The 19,990-nt window shown below is 73.9% G+C and carries 17 protein-coding genes; 9 read left to right on the top strand and 8 right to left on the bottom strand.

Going from position 1 to position 19,990, the window contains the following annotated elements; genetic code table 11:
* Positions 1-89 precede the first annotated feature (89 nt).
* Positions 90-1,937 carry a D-alanyl-D-alanine carboxypeptidase/D-alanyl-D-alanine-endopeptidase gene (gene dacB, locus ACIBTX_RS12995; protein WP_396832481.1) on the bottom strand — a complete coding sequence of 616 codons (1,848 nt, stop codon included), beginning with the start codon at positions 1,935-1,937 and terminating at the stop codon, positions 90-92.
* Between the two features lie 152 nt (positions 1,938-2,089).
* Here dacB and ACIBTX_RS13000 point away from each other — a divergent pair, with 152 nt between their 5' ends.
* Entirely contained in the window at positions 2,090-2,596 is a 507-nt protein-coding gene (locus ACIBTX_RS13000; protein ID WP_355052506.1) for an inorganic diphosphatase, read from the top strand.
* A 31-nt stretch (positions 2,597-2,627) separates the two neighbouring features.
* Here the strand turns inward: ACIBTX_RS13000 and eccD are convergent, their stop codons facing one another.
* Positions 2,628-4,031 (bottom strand): type VII secretion integral membrane protein EccD, encoded by a 1,404-nt coding sequence (gene eccD / locus ACIBTX_RS13005; RefSeq protein ID WP_357392931.1) that lies wholly within the window; start codon positions 4,029-4,031, stop codon positions 2,628-2,630.
* A gap of 101 nt (positions 4,032-4,132) precedes the next feature.
* On the opposite strand from eccD, the gene eccCa reads away from it, so the two are divergent.
* The 4 genes from eccCa to ACIBTX_RS13025 all read left to right on the top strand — a co-directional run bounded on the left by eccCa (position 4,133) and on the right by ACIBTX_RS13025 (position 11,099).
* Entirely contained in the window at positions 4,133-8,116 is a 3,984-nt protein-coding gene (gene eccCa, locus ACIBTX_RS13010) for a type VII secretion protein EccCa (protein WP_357392929.1), read from the top strand.
* Between the two features lie 74 nt (positions 8,117-8,190).
* A complete protein-coding gene (gene mycP, locus ACIBTX_RS13015) occupies positions 8,191-9,522 on the top strand; it encodes a type VII secretion-associated serine protease mycosin (RefSeq protein WP_357392927.1) in 1,332 nt (443 codons plus the stop codon).
* Between the two features lie 52 nt (positions 9,523-9,574).
* Entirely contained in the window at positions 9,575-10,366 is a 792-nt protein-coding gene (locus ACIBTX_RS13020) for a phosphatase PAP2 family protein (RefSeq protein WP_357392925.1), read from the top strand.
* Positions 10,367-10,403: 37 nt separating this feature from the next.
* Positions 10,404-11,099 carry a phosphatase PAP2 family protein gene (locus ACIBTX_RS13025; protein WP_357392923.1) on the top strand — a complete coding sequence of 232 codons (696 nt, stop codon included), beginning with the start codon at positions 10,404-10,406 and terminating at the stop codon, positions 11,097-11,099.
* A gap of 13 nt (positions 11,100-11,112) precedes the next feature.
* Here the strand turns inward: ACIBTX_RS13025 and ACIBTX_RS13030 are convergent, their stop codons facing one another.
* From ACIBTX_RS13030 to ACIBTX_RS13055, 6 genes are all read right to left on the bottom strand, one after another.
* Positions 11,113-12,291, bottom strand: a complete 1,179-nt coding sequence (locus ACIBTX_RS13030; protein ID WP_357132813.1) for a MarP family serine protease — start codon at positions 12,289-12,291, stop codon at positions 11,113-11,115.
* Positions 12,292-12,355: 64 nt separating this feature from the next.
* Positions 12,356-13,048, bottom strand: coding sequence for a CoA pyrophosphatase (locus ACIBTX_RS13035; RefSeq protein WP_355052513.1), 693 nt, complete (start codon positions 13,046-13,048; stop codon positions 12,356-12,358).
* The gene (locus ACIBTX_RS13040; protein ID WP_357392956.1) at positions 13,045-13,692 is read right to left on the bottom strand and encodes a TlpA disulfide reductase family protein; all 648 of its coding nucleotides are present in this window, start codon (positions 13,690-13,692) and stop codon (positions 13,045-13,047) included. Before ACIBTX_RS13040 ends, ACIBTX_RS13035 begins: the two co-directional genes overlap by 4 nt.
* Before the next feature lie 5 nt (positions 13,693-13,697).
* Positions 13,698-14,486 (bottom strand): endonuclease III, encoded by a 789-nt coding sequence (gene nth, locus ACIBTX_RS13045; protein ID WP_357132816.1) that lies wholly within the window; start codon positions 14,484-14,486, stop codon positions 13,698-13,700.
* Between the two features lie 40 nt (positions 14,487-14,526).
* Positions 14,527-15,705 carry a CapA family protein gene (locus tag ACIBTX_RS13050; RefSeq protein ID WP_363660815.1) on the bottom strand — a complete coding sequence of 393 codons (1,179 nt, stop codon included), beginning with the start codon at positions 15,703-15,705 and terminating at the stop codon, positions 14,527-14,529.
* A 56-nt stretch (positions 15,706-15,761) separates the two neighbouring features.
* Entirely contained in the window at positions 15,762-16,424 is a 663-nt protein-coding gene (locus tag ACIBTX_RS13055; protein WP_357132820.1) for an adenosylcobinamide amidohydrolase, read from the bottom strand.
* Positions 16,425-16,567: 143 nt separating this feature from the next.
* On the opposite strand from ACIBTX_RS13055, the gene ACIBTX_RS13060 reads away from it, so the two are divergent.
* From ACIBTX_RS13060 to ACIBTX_RS13075, 4 genes are all read left to right on the top strand, one after another.
* Positions 16,568-17,245 (top strand): Crp/Fnr family transcriptional regulator, encoded by a 678-nt coding sequence (locus ACIBTX_RS13060; protein ID WP_007466162.1) that lies wholly within the window; start codon positions 16,568-16,570, stop codon positions 17,243-17,245.
* Between the two features lie 122 nt (positions 17,246-17,367).
* Positions 17,368-18,111 carry a metallophosphoesterase family protein gene (locus ACIBTX_RS13065; protein ID WP_357132822.1) on the top strand — a complete coding sequence of 248 codons (744 nt, stop codon included), beginning with the start codon at positions 17,368-17,370 and terminating at the stop codon, positions 18,109-18,111.
* A gap of 423 nt (positions 18,112-18,534) precedes the next feature.
* Positions 18,535-19,140 (top strand): TetR/AcrR family transcriptional regulator, encoded by a 606-nt coding sequence (locus tag ACIBTX_RS13070; RefSeq protein ID WP_357132824.1) that lies wholly within the window; start codon positions 18,535-18,537, stop codon positions 19,138-19,140.
* Positions 19,141-19,176: 36 nt separating this feature from the next.
* Positions 19,177-19,974 carry a TIGR03084 family metal-binding protein gene (locus tag ACIBTX_RS13075; protein WP_357132826.1) on the top strand — a complete coding sequence of 266 codons (798 nt, stop codon included), beginning with the start codon at positions 19,177-19,179 and terminating at the stop codon, positions 19,972-19,974.
* Positions 19,975-19,990 lie beyond the last annotated feature (16 nt).

Below are 19,990 nucleotides of genomic sequence, written 5' to 3' on the forward strand. Positions count from 1 at the left end.
GCGATCGACGCCGGTCGCGGCCCCGCGTGCCGACCCGGGCCGGGCCCCGGAGCTGGTCAGCGGCAGCCGGAGCCCGCCCGTGCGGACGGTCAGCGGCAGCCGCAGCCGGCCAGTGCGGAGGCGATGCGGTCCAGCGCCGGTTGGGCGGTGTCCGTCCCGCCGGGCACCTTGTCGGTGAGCACCGCGAAGGTGAGCAGTCGGCCGTCGGCGGTGGTGACCAGGCCCGCGATGGCGTGTACCCCGGTCAGGGTGCCGGTCTTCGCGCGTACGGCACCGGCGCCGGCGGCGGTCCCCGGGGCACCCCGGTAGCGCTCGCCCAGCGTGCCGGACCAGCCGCCCACCGGCAGGCCTCCGAAGACGCCGGCCAGTTCCGGATGATCCGGACTCGCGGCCAGTCGGATCAGGTCGGTGAGCAGCGACGGGCTGATCCGGTTGCGACGCGACAGCCCACTGCCGTCGGAGAGGGTGATCTCCTCGGCGGGCAGGCCCAGCTCCGCCACCTCGGCGTCCATCGCGGCAGCGCCGCCGTCGAAGGACGCCTTCTGGTTTCGTGCCAGGGCCACCTGGCGGGCCAGCGCCTCGGCCAGCAGGTTGTCACTCTCGCTGATCATGATGTCGACCAACCGGATCAGCGGTGGGGACTGCACCACACCCAGCTCCGTACCGGCCGGCGGGGTGCCACCGGCGGCGGTCGCCAGAGCCGGGGCCGTACCCCGCTTGACGGCGCTGGTCGGTACACCGAGCAGCCGGGCGAACGACCGGCCGGCGGCCAGGTCGGGCTCGGGGACCCGCTCGGCGCCGCCGGGCTCGGCGCCCGGGTCCTTGCGTGCCCCGTCGGTCATCAGCGCGGTCACCGCGCCGCCGTACCCGCCGGTCGGGATGTCGTCGTCCCAGCCGGGGCCGTACAGCGGGCCGGAGTAGACCGTGCCGTCGACGGTGACGCTGGTCGGGGCGGTGCCGCCGAGGGCGGTACGTACCTGCGCGGCCAGGTCGTCCAGGCGTGCCGCGCCGGGGTAGTAGCCCTTCTTGTTCACCGCGAGCGTGGGGTCACCGCCGCCGACGATCACCACCTCGCCCGGCTTGGTGCCGGCCACCGCCCGGGTCGGGATGCGGAATCCGGGGCCGCGGGCGGCCAGCACGGTCACCGCCGTCGCCAGTTTGGTGACGGAGGCGGGCACCGTGCCGTCGTCCGCGCCCTTGCCGTACAGCGTCTGACCGGTGGTCACGTCGGCCACCGAGACGTTCACCCGGTCACCCAGGGCGGGTACGTCGACCAACGGGTCGAGCACGGCCCGTACCGCGTCGGCGCTGGGCAGCGGCGCGTTCGGGTCGGGTCCGTTCAACACGTCCGACGGGTCCGGTTCGGCGCTGGCGCCGGCGGCGGTCGGCGCGGACGCCCCGTCGTCGCCCAGCCAGCCCGCGACCGGGCCGGGACGGGTCACCACGACACCCACACCGGCCAGCACCAGCAGCACCACGACGGCCAGCACGGTCACCAGTCGCCCGCGACGGCGCGGCGTGGTCGGCGGCGTCACCGGCGGTTCGACGTCGGCCGTCGAGGGCAGCGCGGAGATCGGCGGACCCAGCGGCGGTACGCCGTACGGATCGCCGCCGGCCGAACGCTCGCCGGGCATCGGGCCGCCCCAGGTGGGGCCGCTCGGGGCGGGTCGGACCGACGCGCGACCCGGGGGGTGCGCGCCGCTCGCGGGGCGGTCCGGGCCGAGGACCGGGAAGCGACCGTTGTTCGGTCCCGCCGGGGCCGAGCCGGACGGACGCCACGGCAGCGGCGGTGGCCGCTCGGGAACCGACTCCTCGGGGACTCGGGGGAAGTGCGCGTCCGGCACCGGGACCCTTCCGGTCGCGCCACCGGAGCCGGATCGTCCGGTACCGCCTCTGACGCCCTCGTCCGGACGGTAGTGTGAATCTTCCCTCCCCACGACCCCCTCCTCCCCCAACGAAAATCGGCTTGGGTGACACTACTTCGGTCCGAAGACTATGCGGCGGCCGGAGTCGGCGGGTGGGCATTCACCTGTCCGGAGGGCCGCCAGTGGTTCCGTTAGCCAGCGTGGGCAGACGAGGGAGCGTGCAGATGGATTTCGACGTGACGGTTGAGATCCCGAAAGGTCACCGCAACAAGTACGAGGTGGACCACAAGACCGGCCGGATCCGGCTGGACCGCACCCTGTTCACGTCCACCCAGTACCCGGCCGACTACGGCTTCATCGAGGACACGCTGGGCGAGGACGGCGACCCGCTGGACGCGCTCGTGCTGGTCCCCGAGCCGACCTTCCCGGGCTGCCTCATCCGCTGCCGGACCATCGGCATGTTCCGGATGACCGACGAGAAGGGCGGCGACGACAAGGTCCTCTGCGTCCCCTACGAGGACCCTCGTCAGGAGCACCTGCGCGACATCCACCACCTGGGCGAGTTCGACCGCCTGGAGATCCAGCACTTCTTCGAGGTGTACAAGGACCTGGAGCCCGGCAAGTCGGTCGAGGGCGCGACCTGGGTCGGCCGCACCGAGGCCGAGGCCGAGATCCGCGCCTCCTACCAGCGGGCGCGCGACGCCGAGGCGCGCGGCGAGTCCACCCACTGACGTACGACGACCGGCCGGGCCCGGGAGCTGCTCACCCGAGCAGTCCCCGGGCCTTGTCGTACAGGTCGAGCACCGCGCAGGCGACCGGCACCACGGCGACCACCAGGGCCGTGTCGGTGAGGTCCGCGACCCGCCCGAGGTACGGCGAGACCGGTCGCCGGGCGTACCCGGTGCCGGCGGCCACGGTCACCAGGCCCAGCGCCGCCCCGCCGAGGACCAGCGCCAGGCGGCCGGTGTCGTCGGCCCGGTCGACCAGCACCGCGCCCAGCACCGCGTAGCCGACGAGCCCGGCGAGCACCGTCGGCACCCGGTGCCGCAGCGCCACGAACAGCCGCGAGCGCAGCAGCAGCACGGCCGAGACCACCGCCACCAGCGCCGGGCCGGCCGTCCCACCAGCCACCCCGAGTACGACAGCGGCCCCGACCGCCAGCACCGCGTGCCCGAGCAGCATCCCGGTGAGCATCTCCTCGGTGCGGATGACCGCCGCCTGCACCCGACCCCGGTCCGGTAGGTCCCCGGGCCGCTCCGGCTCGGCCGCGGACGGGGTGGCCGGCAGGGTGATCGGCGGCAGTGGCAGCTTGCCGAGCCGGATGGCCAGCAGCGGGATCGCCCCGATGGCGAAGACCAGTGCGCTGAGCAGCACCGCCGCCGTGCCGGCGGGGGTCAGCGGCAGCGCGCCGAGCGCCGCGGCGGCACCGAGCAGGCCGACCGTGACGCCGGCCACGAAGATCCGCTGTCGGCTCGCCACCCCGAGCAGCCCGACCAGCGCCACGAGCAGCAGCGCCACCGAGCCGGCCAGCAGTTCGGCCGCGCCGACCCAGCGCACCGGTACGAGCGGGCCGACCGGGTCACCCGAGCCGACCGCGAGGGCACCGGCTACGAAGGCGTACGGAAGCGCGTACCCGCCGAGCGTCGCGCCGGCCGCGCCGTCGCCGTTGGCACGGCTGGCGACCGTACCGGCCACGGTGAGCAGCAGCGCCACCGCCGCCGCCGCGACCCAGCCGCTGCTCGACGTCGGGCCGCTGGCGAGCAGGGCGAGCAGCCCGACGGCGAGCGGTACGGCGGCGCCGGCCAGACCGGCGACCCGGGTGGCGGCGGGTGACCAGGCTCCGCCACGTCGCCGGGCGCCGTCGGCGATCGCCTCCACGACGTCGTCGTACTCCAGCTCGGGCCAGTGGGCGCGGGCCGGCACCAGGTGCAGCACCTCGCCGTCGCGGACGCCCTGCGGCAGCAGCGCCTGCGCGGTCGCCAGCAGCGCCCCGTCGGTGCGGCGCAGCACCCAGCCGCCGTGCCGTTCCCCGTCGTCGGCCAGTCCCTCGCCGGCGTGCCGGAGCACGTCGGGCAGCAGCTCGGCCAGGGGGACCTGCTCCGGCAGGGCGACGTCCACCCGCCGCTGGGGGGCGCTGATGGTGACGCGGGCCAGTCCGGTTGTCATCGACCGGTCTCCATATCGAACGGCATCGGAGGCTGCGGGGACGACAGGACTTTACCTACCATGAGCCAGGCTCGGGTTACCCAGCGCAGTCAGGAGGCCGAGTGTCCACCGTCGTCATCAAGCGCCCACCGCGTCGGCCAGCGCCGGAGATCCCCGTCGGCGAGCTGCCCGTCGACGCGCCGCCGGAGATCCCGGCGGTGGCCGGCGGCCGGTGGCAGCAGGCACTGATGGTGCTGCCCATGCTCGGCGGCACGGTGGCGATGGCGATGATGTTCGGGCGGGGCGGCGGCGCGTACTCGTACGTCGTGGGCGGCATGTTCGGGCTCTCCTCGCTCGCGATGCTGGTGACCACCTGGGGCAGCGCCTCGGGCACCCCGAAGAAGTCCGAGATGATGGCGGCTCGCCGCGAGTACCTGCGCCACCTGGCGACGCTGCGCCGTCGGGTCCGGCAGACCGCCGGACAGCAGCGCGCGGGTCTGTACTACCGCCACCCCGACCCGGGCCGACTGTGGTCGACCGTGGACAGCCGCCGGGTCTGGGAACGCCGCCCCGGCGACCCGGACTTCGCCGTGGTTCGCGTCGCCGTCGGGCCGCAGACGCTGGCCACCCCGCTGGTGCCGCCGGTCACCCGGCCGCTCGAGGAGCTGGAGCCGATGACGGCCGGCGCGCTGCGCCGCTTCCTGGACGCGTACTCGGTGGTGCCGGAGCTGCCGGTGGCGCTGTCCCTGCGCAGCTTCGCCCGGGTGCACGTGCGCAGCGCCGCCGGCAGCGGCCCGACCACCGGCGGGCCACCCACGCCCACCGGCGACCCGGCGGCGCAGGCCCTGACCCGGGCCGTGCTGATCCAGCTGGCCGTCTTCCACGCGCCCGACGAGCTGCTGATCGCGGTCTGCGCCGGCCCCGAACGCCGTGCCGCCTGGGAGTGGGTGAAGTGGCTTCCACACGCGCACCACCCCGGACGCACGGACGCGCTCGGACCCGCCCGGCTGGTGACCTCGTCGGGCGCGGAACTGGAGCGGCTGCTCGCCGACGTGGTGGCCAGCCGCTCCCGGTTCAGCCCGGCCGGTCCGGCCACCGACGGCCCGCACGTGGTGGTGGTCCTCGACGGCGGTGACCTGACCGGCGCCACCGACCTGACCGGCGACGGTGGCATCGACGCGGTCACCGTGCTCGACCTGGAGACGCCACCGCCGCGCCTGCTCGACCGGTACGCGCTGCTGCTCGAGCTGCGCGGCCGGCGGCTGCACTCGTGGTCGGTCGAGGGGCACGCCGAGGTGGGCAGCGCCGACCACCTCGACCTCGCCGACGCCGAGGCCGTCGCCCGACGGCTCGCGCCACTGCGGCTGGCCGGCACGGCCCGCGGCCCGGACGCCCCACTGGAGATCGAGTTGGGCCTTCCGGAGCTGCTCGGCCTCGGCGACCCGGAGAGCTTCACCGCCGAGCAGGGTTGGACGCCGCGCGCGCCCCGGGACCGGCTGCGGGTGCCGATCGGGGTGGGCGTCGACGGTGGCGCCATCGAACTGGACCTCAAGGAGTCCGCCCAGGACGGGATGGGCCCGCACGGTCTACTCATCGGGGCCACCGGGTCGGGCAAGTCCGAGCTGCTCCGCACCCTCGTGCTGGGGCTGGCCGCGACGCACAGCTCCGAGCAGCTCAACTTCGTCCTGGTCGACTTCAAGGGCGGGGCGACCTTCGCGCCGTTCGACCGGCTGCCGCACACCGCCGCCGTGATCACCAACCTGGCCGACGCGTTGCCCCTGGTGGACCGGATGGTCGACGCGATCAACGGCGAGCTGGTCCGCCGGCAGGAGCTGCTGCGCCGGGCCGGCAACTTCGCCAGCGTGCGCGACTACGAGCGGGCGCGAGCCGCCGGCAGCCCGCTCGCCCCACTGCCGTCGCTGCTGCTGATCTGCGACGAGTTCTCCGAACTGCTCTCCGCCAAGCCCGACTTCATCGACCTGTTCGTGCAGATCGGTCGGCTGGGTCGGTCGCTCGGCGTGCACCTGCTGCTCGCCAGCCAGCGCCTGGAGGAGGGCCGGTTGCGCGGGTTGGACACGCACCTGTCGTACCGGATCGGGTTGCGCACCTTCTCCGCGCTGGAGTCCCGCACGGTGCTCGGCGTGCCGGACGCCCACGAGCTGCCCCGCTCGCCGGGCCACGGCTACCTGCGCGCCGGCACCGATCCGTTGGCCCGGTTCAAGGCCGCGTACGTCTCGGGCGCCGTGCGCCGCCGGGCCGCCACGGCCGGCGTCCCGGCCGACGACGAAGCCCGCCTGCTCACGTTCACCACCCACGCCGTACCGCTGCCCGCGCCGACGACACCGGCCCTGCCCATGGTGGCCGAGGACGAGCCCGGCCGGGAAACCCTGCTCGACCTGCTGGTCGACCGGCTCGTCGGGCAGGGCCCGCCCGCGCACCAGGTGTGGCTCGCGCCGCTCGGTGATCCGCCGCCCCTGGACGAGTTGGTCGGCACGGTCGAGGTGGACCCGGCCCGCGGGCTCACCGTGGCAAACCCCGAGCTGCACGGAGCGCTGGGCGTGCCGGTGGCCGTCGTGGACCGGCCGTTGGAGCAGCGCCGGGACCTGCTCTGGCTGGCCCTGGACGGTGCGGCCGGGCACGTGGCGGTGGTCGGCGCTCCGCAGAGCGGCAAGTCCACGGCGCTGCGGACGCTGATCTGCGCGTTGGCGCTCACCCACACCCCGGCCGAGGCGCAGGTCTACTGCCTCGACTTCGGCGGTGGCGGCCTCGCGGCGCTACGCGACCTGCCGCACGTGGGCGGGGTGACCGGTCGCGCCGACCCGACCGCCGTACGACGCACCGTCGGCGAGCTGACCACACTCCTGGCCGACCGGGAGCGCCGCTTCGCCGAGTTGGGCGTGGAGTCGATGGCCACGTACCGGCGACGTCGGGCCGCGACGGCGACGACCGATCAGCCGGATGCCGACCCGTACGGCGACGTCTTCCTGGTGGTGGACGGATGGAGCACGCTGCGCGGCGAGTACGACGACCTGGAACCGCTGGTCACCGACCTGGCGACCCGTGGTCTGTCGTACGGGCTGCACGTGGTCGCCACGGCCCTGCGCTGGCTGGACTTCCGCCCGGCGATCCGGGACCTGTTCGGCTCCCGGCTGGAGTTACGCCTCGGCGACCCGGCCGACTCCCTGGTCGCCCGGCGGGCCGCGGCGAACGTGCCGGAGCGTCCCGGCCGGGGGGTGACGGCCCAGAGCCTGCACTTCCTGACCGCGCTCCCGCGACTGGCGGGGCCGAGTGGGGGCACCGCCGAGCTGGTCGAGCGGATCACCGACAGCTGGCCCGGGCCGGTGGCGCCTCCGGTCCGACTCCTCCCGCCGGTGCTGCCGTACGCCGATCTGGATCTCACCGCCACCACCGGGCTGCGGCTGCCGATCGGTGTCGCCGAGGCCGACCTCCGGCCGGTGCACCTCGACTTCGCGGCCGAGCCGCACTTCGTGGTCTTCGGGGACGCCGAGTGCGGCAAGTCGTCGTTCCTGCGGGCGCTCGCCACGTCGATCACCACCCGGTTCACGCCGGAGGAGGCCCGGGTCATCCTGGTGGACTACCGGCGCAGCCTGCTCGGCGCGATCGAGACACCGCACCTCATCGGCTACGGCACCGCGGCCGCGCACACCGCGGACCTGGTCGAGTCGGCCGCCGGTTACCTGCAGCGGCGGGCGCCGGGGCCGGAGGTCACGCCGCAGCAGTTGCGCGATCGCTCGTGGTGGTCGGGGCCGGAACTGTTCGTGCTGGTCGACGACTACGACCTGGTGGCGACCGGGCCGGCGAACCCGTTGCGGGCGCTGGAGGAGCATCTGCCGCACGCCCGCGACGTCGGCCTGCACCTGGTGCTGGCCCGCCGTTCCGGCGGCGCGGGTCGGGCCCAGTACGAGCCGATCGTGCAGCGGCTGCGGGAACTCTCCACCGCCGGACTGGTGATGGCGGGCAGCCCGGAGGAGGGCGCGCTCGTCGGGCCGGTACGACCCGGGCCGCTGCCAGCGGGCCGTGGTCGGTTGGTCACCCGGCGAGAGGGCGTACGCCTCGTTCAGCTCGCACATTTGCCGCCACCGTGACCTGTCTCCGCGGTTCCCCCCGTGACGCGTGGGGAAACCGGTAATCTCCGATCGTCATGGTTCCGTCGGGATGAATGGCAGTGGATGTGACTGGGGTTCGGCACAGCGCTCCGGCGGTGGCCCGGCGGGCCGGCCGGGCGCTGCTCGGCATGGCGGCGCTGGCCGCTGTCGCGGTTCCGAGCGCCGCACCCGTCGCCGCGCCGAGCAGCGGCGGGCAGCTCGCCGGCGCGTCGGCCGCGTTCGCCCCCGGTGACAGCGTCTCGCGCACCGACCAGGTTCGTGACGAGCAGTGGCAGCTCGACGAGCTGCGGGCCGACACGGCCTGGCGCACCTCGACCGGTCGGGGCGTGACCGTCGCCGTGGTCGACTCCGGCGTGGACGCGAACCATCCCGACCTGGCCGGTCAGGTGCTGCCCGGGCTCGACCTGGTCGGACCGGCCGGCGGAGCGGGTCCCGATCCGGTGGGCCACGGCACCACGGTCGCCGGTCTGATCGCCGGGCGCAACGACGACAAGCGGGGCGTGGTCGGCCTGGCACCGGATGCCCGGATCCTGCCGGTACGCGTGCTGGACGAACGCAACAAGTACGACGACGCGCTGATCGTCGCCAAGGGCGTCCGGTGGGCGGTCGACCACGGCGCCCGGGTGATCAACTTGTCGCTGGGCGGCAGTGGCGACAGCCCGGCCCTGGCCGCGGCCCTGGACTACGCGTTCGTCCGCGACGTGGTGGTGGTGGCCTGCACCGGCAACCTGGCCACGTCGACCGACTCCAAGCCCTGGTATCCGTCTCGCGAGCCGGGCGTCATCGCGGTCGCCGGGTTGGAGCGCAACAGCGACAACCTGTGGTCCGGGTCGATCACCGGTCGGGCGACGGTGCTCACCGCTCCGGCCACCGGCCTGGTCGGCGCCCGTCCGACCGACGGGTACTGGCGGGTGCAGGGCACCAGCTTCGCCGCGCCGTTGGTGGCCGCCACCGCCGCGCTGGTCCGGTCCCGCTACCCGGACATGCCCGCCGGCCAGGTGGTCAACCGGCTCGTGGTCACCGCCCGGGACATCGGCCCGACCGGCCGGGACGACCGGTTCGGGTACGGGGTGGTCGACCCGGTGGCCGCGCTGACCGCGGATGTTCCGCCCGTCGCCGCCAACCCGCTGGACGATCAGACCTCGCCCGGCGTGGTCGGCTTCGGGCCGGCGCCCGGTTCGGGCGACGACGACCCGGTGAGCGGCGCCGGCAGCGCCCCGCTCGGTTTCACCGCTCCCCGGCAGCAGACGGGGTGGACGGCACGACCGGCGGGCGTGCCGGCCGAATCCGCGCCGGAGCGACTGTGGACCGGCGCCGTGCTCTTCGCCGCTCTGGTCACCGGCGCGGCGCTGATGGTGCGCCGGTTCCGCCAGCGCGCTCGCTGAACGACGCACCGGGCAGGCCTGATTGCCCGGCGGGTGGGGTAGAACCGACCGCATGAGTACGCCCGCCACCCGTACCCTCGCCACCGACCGACGCCCGTCCTGGGGGCGGCGTCGCCTCGACCCGGACCACTCGCTGGGGCTGCGGCTGACCCTGGCGGCGACGGCGGCGTTCCTGGTGCTGGTGCCGTTCGCCCTGCTCGCGCTGCTGGTGCTCGGAGCGTGGGCGCCGCTGCACCGGCTGGACTCGACGGTCACCGACGCGCTGCACGAGCACGCGGTGGACCATCCGGCCTGGGTCGTGCTGATGCGGGTGTGGAGCGAGGTGTTCGCGCCGATGCCGCTGCGGGTCGTCGTACTGCTGGTGGTGATCTGGCTGGTGCGCCGACAGGCCCGCCGGTTGGCCCTCTGGGCGACCACCACCATGGTCGTCGGCGGACTGATGGGCCCGCTGCTCAAGCTGCTCGTCGGCCGGGACCGGCCCGAACTGCTCGACCCGGTGGCGCGGGCCGCCGGCTACTCGTTCCCCTCCGGGCACGCGCTGAACGCCACCCTGGCCGCCGGAGTGCTGCTGCTGGTGTTCCTGCCGTACGTCCGGCGCGGGGCCGCGCAGGTCGCGCTCTGGGTCGCCGCGTTGCTGGTCACGCTGGTGACCGGGCTGAGCAGGGTGGTGCTCGGCGTGCACTTCGCCAGCGACGTGCTCGGCGGTTGGCTGCTCGGCGTGGCGGTGGTCGCGGCGACCACCGCAGCGTTCACCAGTTGGCGGGCGCACACGGGCCTCCGGCCGGTGCGGCCGACCCGTGACGGCGTCGCGCCGGAGGTCGAGCGGCAGCCCGACGCGACCTGAGGCGTGACGAGGACGCCGACCGGGTATTGGCCGGCTCATGTCCGACACCGTGGTCCAGATCGTCCGGCGGGTGCTGCTGCCGGTGTCCCTCCTGTTCGGCGTCATGGTGCTGCTCGGGGTGCTGGTCACCCGTGTCTTGAACCGAACCTGGCCGTTCACCGTCGAGGACGCGGTCAACCGGGAGTTCGCCGGTGACCGCACCGGCGGCTGGAACGACGTCTCGCTGGTGTTCAGCACCCTCGCCAGCACTCAGATGATCGTCGTGGTCACCGTGCTGGTGGCGCTGGCGCTGCGGCTCTGGCTGAAGCGCTGGCGGGAGCCGCTGTTCCTGTGCGCGGCCGTGACCGCCCAGGCGCTGGTGTTCCTGCTGACCACGATGGTGATCGACCGGCAGCGGCCCGCGGTGGAGCACATGGACACCTCACCGCCCACGTCGAGCTTCCCCTCCGGGCACACCTCGGCAGCGGTCGCCCTCTACGTCGGCATCGCGGTGCTGATGGCCCTGCGGGCGCGCAGCACCGGCGCGAAGGTCGCCTGGTGGACGCTGCTGCTGATGGTGCCGGTGGGCGTGGCGCTGACCCGCATGTACCGGGGGATGCACCACCCGAGCGACGTGACGGCGTCCTTCCTCAACGGCGGCGCCTGCGTCGCGATCATGGCGCGGGCGATCCTGGACCGGGGACTGCGCTGGGGACGCGCGAAGCTGCCGCTCGCCGAGCCGGCCCGCACCTGATCCGGTACGGCGCTCAGGTGCACTCGCCGGTGGCGACGGCCCGGTTGCGCTCGGCACCGGCCAACGCCACCGGGCGGGCCTCGGCGGCGGTCACTGCGAAACCGGTGTTGGGGTCGTCGGCCGCCGCCGCGAAGATGACACCGAGCACCAGGCCGTTGGCCGACAGCAGCGGGCCGCCCGAGTTGCCGCTGCGCACCAGGGCCCGAATCGTGTAGATCTCCCGGGTGACGTCCCCGGAGGAGTAGATGTCCGGGCCCTTGATCCGGTCGACGTCACGGACCCGGGCGGACTGCGCGTTGTACGGCCCGTCGAGCGGGAAGCCGAGCACGATGGCGTCCGAGCCGCTGCCCGCGTTGCCGGCGGCGAACCGCAGCGACGGGCCGGGAAGCCCCGGCACCAACAGCACGGCCAGGTCCCGGTTGGGGTCGTACACCACCACCTGGCCGTCGTACCGCTCGCCGCCCAGCTCCACGGCCACCGAACGGGTGCCGGCGACCACGTGCGCGTTGGTCATGACCCGGTCGTCGGCGTACACGAAGCCGGAGCCCTCGATCCGACGCGAGCAGCTCGGCGCGGAGCCGAGCACCTTGACCACCGAACGCTGACCGTTGACCACCACCTGGGAGCCCGCGAGCGCCGGGTCGGGCGGCTCGACCTGCCGGGCCCGGGTGGGCGCGAGGCCACCGAAGACGTCCGGGAAACCGTCGGTGTCGACGGTGTCCTCCAACGCGGTCGAGAGCCGGTGTGCCTCCTCCGGCAGGATCCCGTTCACCACGCTGATCAGCGCGCTGTTGCGTACCGAGGCGGCGAGCCAGGGCACCGACGACGATCCGAGCGGTACAGCGACCAGCCAGGCCAGCAGGAGCACCGCGAACAGCGAGACGAAGGCCCCACCGACGTCGTCGATGCGCCGACCCACGTCGCTGGTGATCGTCTTGCGCAGGTGCGAGCCGAGCCAGCCGGCGAGCGCCTGCCCGATCACCGCCAATCCGAAGATCGCCACCAGTGAGATCAGCACCCGGGTGCCGGCGTCGACGAACTGCCGGGCGAACAGCGGCCCGAGTTGCAGGCCGAGCAGGAGACCCAGGAAGAAGCCGGACAGCGAGGTGATGCCGATGACAAAACCCTGACGGTATCCGCTGATCGCGAACACGAGCATGAGCAGCAGCAGGACGAGATCCACGACGGACACGGGGTCCAGCGTACGGGCACCGCGCCCACCTGATGACCATCGCTTGCGGAAGGTGACCGGGTGGTCAGCGCAGGGCGGTCTCGTCGACCTCGTCGGTGCCGGCCGACGGCGCGGGAGTGGCGCCCGTGGGCGGCAGGTCGACGAGCCGGCCGGGCGACCACGGGCGGGCCCAGCCGCCCATTTCGAGCAGGGCCGCCAACACCCCGGCGGTGAAGCCCCAGACGAGCATGCCGCGCGACGAGAACGCCGGCCCCACCCAGCCGCTGGGATGGCGGACCCGCAGCCGGTTGGCCGGGTCGACCAGTTCGCGGATCGGCAGTCGTGCCACGTGGGCCACCTCGGCGGGCTCCCGGGGGTGCACCGGATGCGGGTCGTGCCACCAGGCCAGCACCGGGGTGACCACGAAGTCGCTGACCGGAATCCACAGCTTCGGCAGCTCGGCCAGCACGGTCACGCTGGCCGGGTCGAGCCCGACCTCCTCGTTGGCCTCGCGAAGCGCGGTGGCGCGGGCGTCCGCGTCCTCCGGGTCGGCCGCCCCGCCGGGAAAGGCTGGCTGGCCGGCATGGTTACGCAGGGTCGCGGCCCGTTGCAGGATCAGCACGTCCGGTCCGGTGTCGGGCTGCTCACCGAGCAGCACCAGCACGGCGCTCTCCCGGCCACCCTCGGCGGGGGTGGTGAGGCGGGTGAAGTCCTCGACGCGGGCCGTGCCCAGTCGACTCAGCAGCGGGTCGATCCAGCCGGGCGGTCGACGGGTCACGCCGCCACGCCCAGGTGCTGGCGTACCAGCGTGGTGAGCGAGGCGTCGTCGAGGGCTCCGGTGGCGTCGATGTGCCGGATCCGACCCCCCGCGTCGACGAAGAGGGTCAGCGGGAAGGCGTTGCGCCTCAGTTCCCGTTGCAGCGCGTCACCCTGGTCGACGAGGATCGGAAACCGTACGCCGAAGTCCTCGCCGATGGACTGGGCGCCGCTCCGGCTGTCGCGGGTGTTGACCCCGACGACCTGGAGCCGACCGGCGGTCCGCTCGCTGAGCCGCTGGAAGGCCGGCAGTTCCTTGCGGCACGGCCCGCACCAGGAGGCCCACACGTTGATCACGGCTGGCCCGGCCACGTCCCGCAGCGCGACCGGCGCGCCGCCGGTGAAGCAGGCCAGGGTCAGCGCCGGCAACTCCTGCCCGTCCGCAGCCGCAGTGGTCGCGGCCGGCGGGGTGGAGACAGCCCCGGGGCTGGGTGTCGGTGCCGCATTCAACGTGCCGCAGTCCCGGAAGGGCGACGGTCGTTCGGCGGCGGCGGCGGCCGACTTGGGTGCGGGGTCGTCGGCCGGGCTGGCGGTGCAACCGCCGACGAACAGCGCGAGCGGCACGGCGAGCAGCGCGAGCCGCCGGGTGGCCGCGCCCGTGAGCAGGCGGTTCACGGCACCTCCGCGGCGACCGCCTGCGGCGGCACCAGATCCGGGTCGACCCCGGCCGCCACGGCCAGGTCACGCGCCCGGGGGCCCTTGAGCAGCTTGGCGGCGGCGGCCGGCTCGGTCGGGCCGGTGCCGTACGAGGGGCAGAGCTTCGCGAGCGTGCACGCCCCGCAGGCCGGTTTGCGGGCGTGGCAGACCCGCCGCCCGTGGAAGATGATCCGGTGCGACAGCATCGTCCAGTCGCGCTTGGGGTACAGCGCGCCGATCGCGTGCTCGATCTTGACCGGGTCGGTCTCGGTGGTCAGTCGCCACCGATGCACCAGCCGCTGGAAGTGCGTGTCGACGGTGATACCGGGCACGTCGAAGGCGTTGCCGAGGATGACGTTGGCGGTCTTGCGGCCGATCCCGGGGAGCGTCACCAGGTCGGCGAGCCGGCCGGGAACCTGGCCGTCGTACCTGTCGACGAGGGCCTGCCCGAGTTTGAGCAGCGAGTCCGTCTTGTTGCGGTAGAACCCGGTGGGCCGGATCAGCTCCTCCATCTCGCCCCGGTCGGCGCCGGCGTACGCGGCGGCGTCCGGGTAGCGGGCGAAGAGCTTCGGGGTGACCTCGTTGACCTTCTTGTCGGTGCACTGGGCGGACAGGATGGTGGCGACGGACAGCTCCAGCGCGTTGGAGTGGTCCAGCTCGCAGTGCGCGTCGGGGTGCGTCTCGGTCAGCACCCGGCCGATCTTGCGGGCGCGGCGGGTGCGCCCGAGGTCGGTCTCGCTGGCGCCGGGAGGGCTACTGGTCACGACGGTCAGCCTACGTCGCGCCCCGGACGTTCCTCCCGGGTCAACCGCCGGTCGGCGCGGTGATCCTGCCCTGCCCGTCGAGCCGGGCCCCGCTCCTGGGGAAGTCGGTTCGGCTCAGCTCGGTGACGAGCCCCAGGCCCCGGTCGTCCGGGTCCATCGTCGGCTTGCCGGCCGAGTTCATGTACGTGGAGGTGAACGAGCCGCCGCTCCAGCTCCCGTCGGGTTTGAGCGACACCTTCAGCACACCGCCCCAGCCCAGCCGGCCGGCGTTGCTCAGCGAGTTGCCGCCGCCGGCGAAGTTGCCCAGGCTGTACGCGATCAGCCGCCCCTGGTAGAACTCCATGCCCCGCAGCACGTGCGGCCCGTGCCCGACGATCAGGTCCGCGCCCGCGTCGATCATGGCGTGGGAGAATTTGACCGGATCGCCCCGGTTCTCGCCCAGGAACAGCTCGGTGCCCGGCTTGACCCGGGTCTTGTCCGCTCCCTCGCCACCCATGTGCACCTGCACCACGACCAGATCGGCGAGGGTGGCCGCCTTCGCGACCACCGTCTTGGCCTTGGCGATGTCGACCAGGCTGTTGGACCAGACGTACGAGGAGAAGCCGGCCACGGCGACCTTGACGCCCTTGACGTCGACCACGGTGATCTCGTCCGGCGCGCCGGTGTGCTCCAGGTCGTACTTCTCCAGCGCCTGCTGCGTGTTCTGGTAGCCCTTCGGCCCGTAGTCGTAACCGTGGTTGTTGGCCTGGTTGAGCACCCGGAACCCGGCGTCACGCAGGTGCGCCGCGTACTCGGGCGGCGCACGGAACTGGAAGCAGCGGGTGGAGTTGGCCCCGCACTTGCCGGCACCGGTGTCCACCGTCAGCGGCTCCTCCAGGTTGCCCATGACCAGGTCGGCCTTGAGCGCCCCGGTGACCGAGTCGAAGAATCCCTTGCCACCGGCGGCGGGCAGCCGACCGGGCGCGTTGCCCATGATGATGTCGCCGGTCGCGGAGAGCGAGATGACGCCGCCCCCGTTGGCGGCCGTCGCGCCGCCGCTGGCCTTCGGGCCGGCCGTGTTCAGCGGCGCGCCCGTGCCACCGCCACCGGCGCCGGGCTGCCACACCGGGGCGTCCCCGCTGTCGGCGCAGCCGGCGACGAGCAGGGCGGCCAGCAGCGCCGCGAGGCCGGCGGTGACGCGGCGAAACGGGCGGGACGCGAAAGGGGCAGTAGCGTACATCGCCCGCGACCCTACCGACCTCGGAACGCGCCGACGAGGGCCGATCGGTCGGAAGTTCAGCCGGTCAGCCGGTCTGACCAGGGCACGACCGGCCGTTCGCCGCCCGCGCGCACGGCGGCGTGGACGGCTCGGGCCAACGGGGCGCCCCACATCGAACGTGGCCCCCCGTACGCGGCCTCCGGCCCGTCCACCGGGCAGAGCACGGTGACCGCGTCGGTGGGGGTACCCGTCCCGGGCAGTCCCAGCTCCCCGATCGCCTGGGTCTTCGCCTCGGTGGCGGTGGCGACGGCGTTGACCAGCGCCGAGTCGGCGAGCCGGGCCGGCACGTACACCACGATGTTGACCGTGCCCACCCGCTGGCTGAGCGCTCCCGTGGCCGGCGCGGCGGCGGGCACCGGTGTGCCGAGCCCGACGGTCGCCCACGCCCGCACCCCGGTGTCCGTCCGGGTCACCACCTCGGTCACGTCGACGCCGGTCAGCAGACCCACCCCGGGCCCGTCCAGGGCCAGGTCCGCGGCGAGTGCGGCCAGGTGCGCGGCGGGGTCTTCCCGGTCGTACGACATGGGCACGGTCGCGTTCAGCACCCACCGCCGGATGCCGACGCCACCACCCAGCGGGCCGCTGCTGACCGCCCGCAGGGGCCCGTCGGCCCGCCAGACGAGCAGCGGTACGTTTCGCCCGCCCTCGACGCGGCTGGTCAGAATCGGGTCCCTCAGCACGTCGGGCAGGTTACGCCCACCGATCAAGTTTCCAGGGGCGACCTCTGATTCGTGCTCACGTGCGCCTAGACTTGGCGGCGCGCGAGGGGATCAGCGGACGGCGGCCCCGGCCGACGGACGGCACGCGCAACCGGAGGTGCGCAATGGACGAGGTACTGGCCCGCAGCGGGATCTTCCAGGGTGTCGACCCGGAAGCTGCCGAGGCGCTCGCCAAGGAGATGGAGACGATCGAGGTCCGCAAGGGCGAGATCGTCTTCAATGAGGGCGAGCCCGGTGACAGCCTCTACATCCTGCTGTCCGGGAAGATCAAGGTCGGCCGCCGGGCGGCGGACGGCCGGCAGAACCTGATCGCGGTGATGGGCCCGTCGGACATGGTCGGCGAGCTGTCGCTCTTCGACCCGGGTCCGCGTACGGCGACCGCCACCGCGGTGACCGACACCCGGCTGGTACGGCTGCGCAAGCAGGCGCTGCGGCCGTGGCTCAACAACCGCCCGGAGATCGCCGAGCAGCTGCTCCGGGTGCTCGCCCGGCGGCTGCGCCGGACCAACGACTCGCTCGCCGACCTGATCTTCACGGACGTGCCGGGCCGGGTGGCGAAGAACCTGCTCCAGATGGCCGGCCGCTTCGGCACCCGCGACGGCGGCGTCCTGCGCGTGACCCACGACCTCACCCAGGAGGAGATCGCCCAGCTCGTCGGCGCCTCCCGGGAGACGGTCAACAAGGCGCTTGCCGACTTCGCCTCGCGCGGCTGGCTGCGGCTGGACGGCAAGAGCATCATCATCCTGGACCCGGAGCGTCTGGCCCGCCGCGCCCGCGTCTGAGACATCGGTACGTCCCCGCCCTCCGTCCCCGACGGCAAGGCGGGGACGTATCTGTCTGCCCGTTTGTCTGCCCGGCGCAGAATCGCTGGGTCGGGACGGCTGGCGGGGTGAAGTGTGGGGCCATGCTGAACCGGGTCGCCGTGCTCTCCGACATCCATGGTGTGCTGCCCGCGCTGGAGGCGGTGCTGGCCGAGCCGGACGTCGCCGCCGCCGACCTCATCGTGCTGACCGGCGACATCGCGGCCGGTCCGCAGCCGGTCGAGGTGCTGGACGTGCTCGCCGGGCTCGGTGACCGGGCCTGCTGGGTGGGCGGCAACTGCGAACGTGAGCTGGTCGAGGCGCGTGCGGGAAGCCCCGCCCCGATAGAGGTGTCGAACTGGGCCGCCGGCCAGCTTCGGGACGATCAGGTAGCCCGGCTGGCCGCGCTGCCCGCGACCGTGACGCTGGAGATCGACGGCCTGGGCCCGACGCTGTTCTGCCACGCGACTCCCCGCGACGACGAGGAGATGGTGCTCGTCGACTCCCGGATGGCGCGCTGGGCGGAGGTGTTCGCCGGTCTGCCGGCCGAGGTCTCCACGGTCGTCTGCGGTCACACCCACATGCCCTTCACCCGGCTGGTCGACCGACGGCTGGTCGTCAACGCGGGCAGCGTCGGCATGCCGTACGGGGGCGCGGGCGCGTGGTGGGCCCTGCTCGGGCCGGGCGTCCAGCTCCGCCGTACCGCCTTCGACGTGGACGCGGCCTGCGCCCGGGTGACGACGGAGTCGGGCTATCCGGACGCCGCCGCGTGGGCCGACGAGTACCTGCGCTCCCGCCACAGCGACGCCGACGCGCTCGCCGTCTTCGGCCCCCGCGACGGCCGCTGAACCGCACGGATCCGCCCGACGCCTACACGTTCGACCAGCCAGCCCTCGCCCCGGCACGGCCGGGTGATCGGTGGCGAGCAGGACCGCGGAGTAGGTGGTTGAGCCCTGTCGAGCTGCCCCGAATCTGGGGCAGGCGATTCGGGAGGCGACGCGACCCGCCTGCCCCATTCCTGGGGCAGCTCGACAGGGCCCAAGGAGAGCGGTGGGGCCGCCCGACAGACCGCGAGAACACCAGGTGAGAGCCGCCCGACAGGGCCCAAGGAGAGCGGTGGGGCCACTCGACAGACCGCAAGAACACCAGGTGAGAGCCGCTCGACAGAGCCCGCAGACCTCCGGTGGGAGCCGCCCCGGGCCACCGCTCGTCGCCTGGCGCCACAAAAAGTCAGTCTTGACTGTTTGTTTCCCAGGCCACAGGCTGTTCGCATGCCTCCCGCATCGACACGTGTTCCCCAGCAGGAGCGCAGTCGCGCCACCCGGGCCCGCCTGCTGAAGGCCACTGTCGACTGCCTCATCGAGCACGGCTGGTCCGGCACCACGACCACCGTCGTGGCCGCCCGGGCCGGCGTCTCGCGGGGTGCCCAGTTGCATCACTACCCCACGAAGGCCGCGCTGGTCACGGCCGCCGTGGCGCACCTGGCCGAACGCCGCGCCGACGAGCTGCGCACCGAGGCCGAGGCGTTGCCGGCCGGCCCGCAGCGACTGGATCGGGTGATCGATCTGCTCGGGGTGGCCTTCACCGGGCCGCTCTTCGTCGCCGCGCTCGAACTGTGGGTGGCGGCCCGCACCGACCGCGAGCTTCGCGACGCCCTCGTGCCGCTGGAGGCGACGGTCGGCCGGGAGATGCACCGGCTCACCGTCGCGCTGCTCGGGGTCGACGAGCGCCGACCTGGCGTCCGCGAGGCGGTGCAGGCCACCCTCGACCTGATGCGCGGGCTCGGAGTGGCCAACCTGCTCAGCGACGACTCGGCCCGTCGTACCGCCCTGCTCGTCACCTGGAAACGTCAGCTCGCCACCCTGCTCACGCCCTGACCCCGGCCATCGGGGCCCGCACCGACCGGAGGCACCATGGTCGACCTCAGTGACCTGCTCACGGATCTGACCGACGAGTGCGCCGACCTGGACGCGCTGGTCGCGCCGCTGTCCGTGGCCGACTGGGCCCGTCCGACCCCGGCGGCAGGCTGGACCATCTCGCACCAGATCGCCCACCTGGCCTGGACCGACCACGTCGCGCTGCTGGCCGCCACCGACGCCGAGGCGTTCTACGCGACGGTGACCGGAGCGCCGGACGTGACCCGACTGGTGGACGCCGGGGTCGACGAGTTCCTGGCACCCCCCGCCGACCTGCTGGCCCGCTGGCGGGCCGGCCGGGCCGCGCTCGTCGACGCACTGGCCGCCGTCCCGGCCGGCGACAAACTGCCCTGGTACGGCACCCGGATGTCGGCCACCTCGATGGCGACCGCGCGGATCATGGAGACGTGGGCGCACGGTGAGGACGTGGCCGATGCCCTCGGTGTCGTCCGTCCGGCCACCGACCGCCTCCGCCACGTGGCGCACCTCGGTGTGCGTACCCTCGGGCACGGCTTCACCGCCCACGGCCGTGCCGTACCAGCGTCGCCGGTCCGGGTCGAGCTGGCCGCGCCCGGCGGCGACACCTGGGTCTGGGGGCCGGCGGACGCCGCCGACCGGGTGAGCGGTCCGGCCCGGGACTTCTGTCTCCTGGTCACCCAGCGCCGGCACCGGGCGGATCTCGCCCTGCGGCCCACCGGCCCGGTCGCCGACGAATGGCTCGACGTGGCCCAGGCCTTCGCCGGACCGCCGGGCGACGGCCGGACGCCAGCCAGCGGAGACGGGGTACGCCCGTGATCCGTATCGGCAACGC

Origin of the sequence: Micromonospora sp. NPDC049359 (assembly GCF_044466585.1) — a bacterium.
In the GTDB taxonomy this organism is placed as follows: domain Bacteria; phylum Actinomycetota; class Actinomycetes; order Mycobacteriales; family Micromonosporaceae; genus Micromonospora.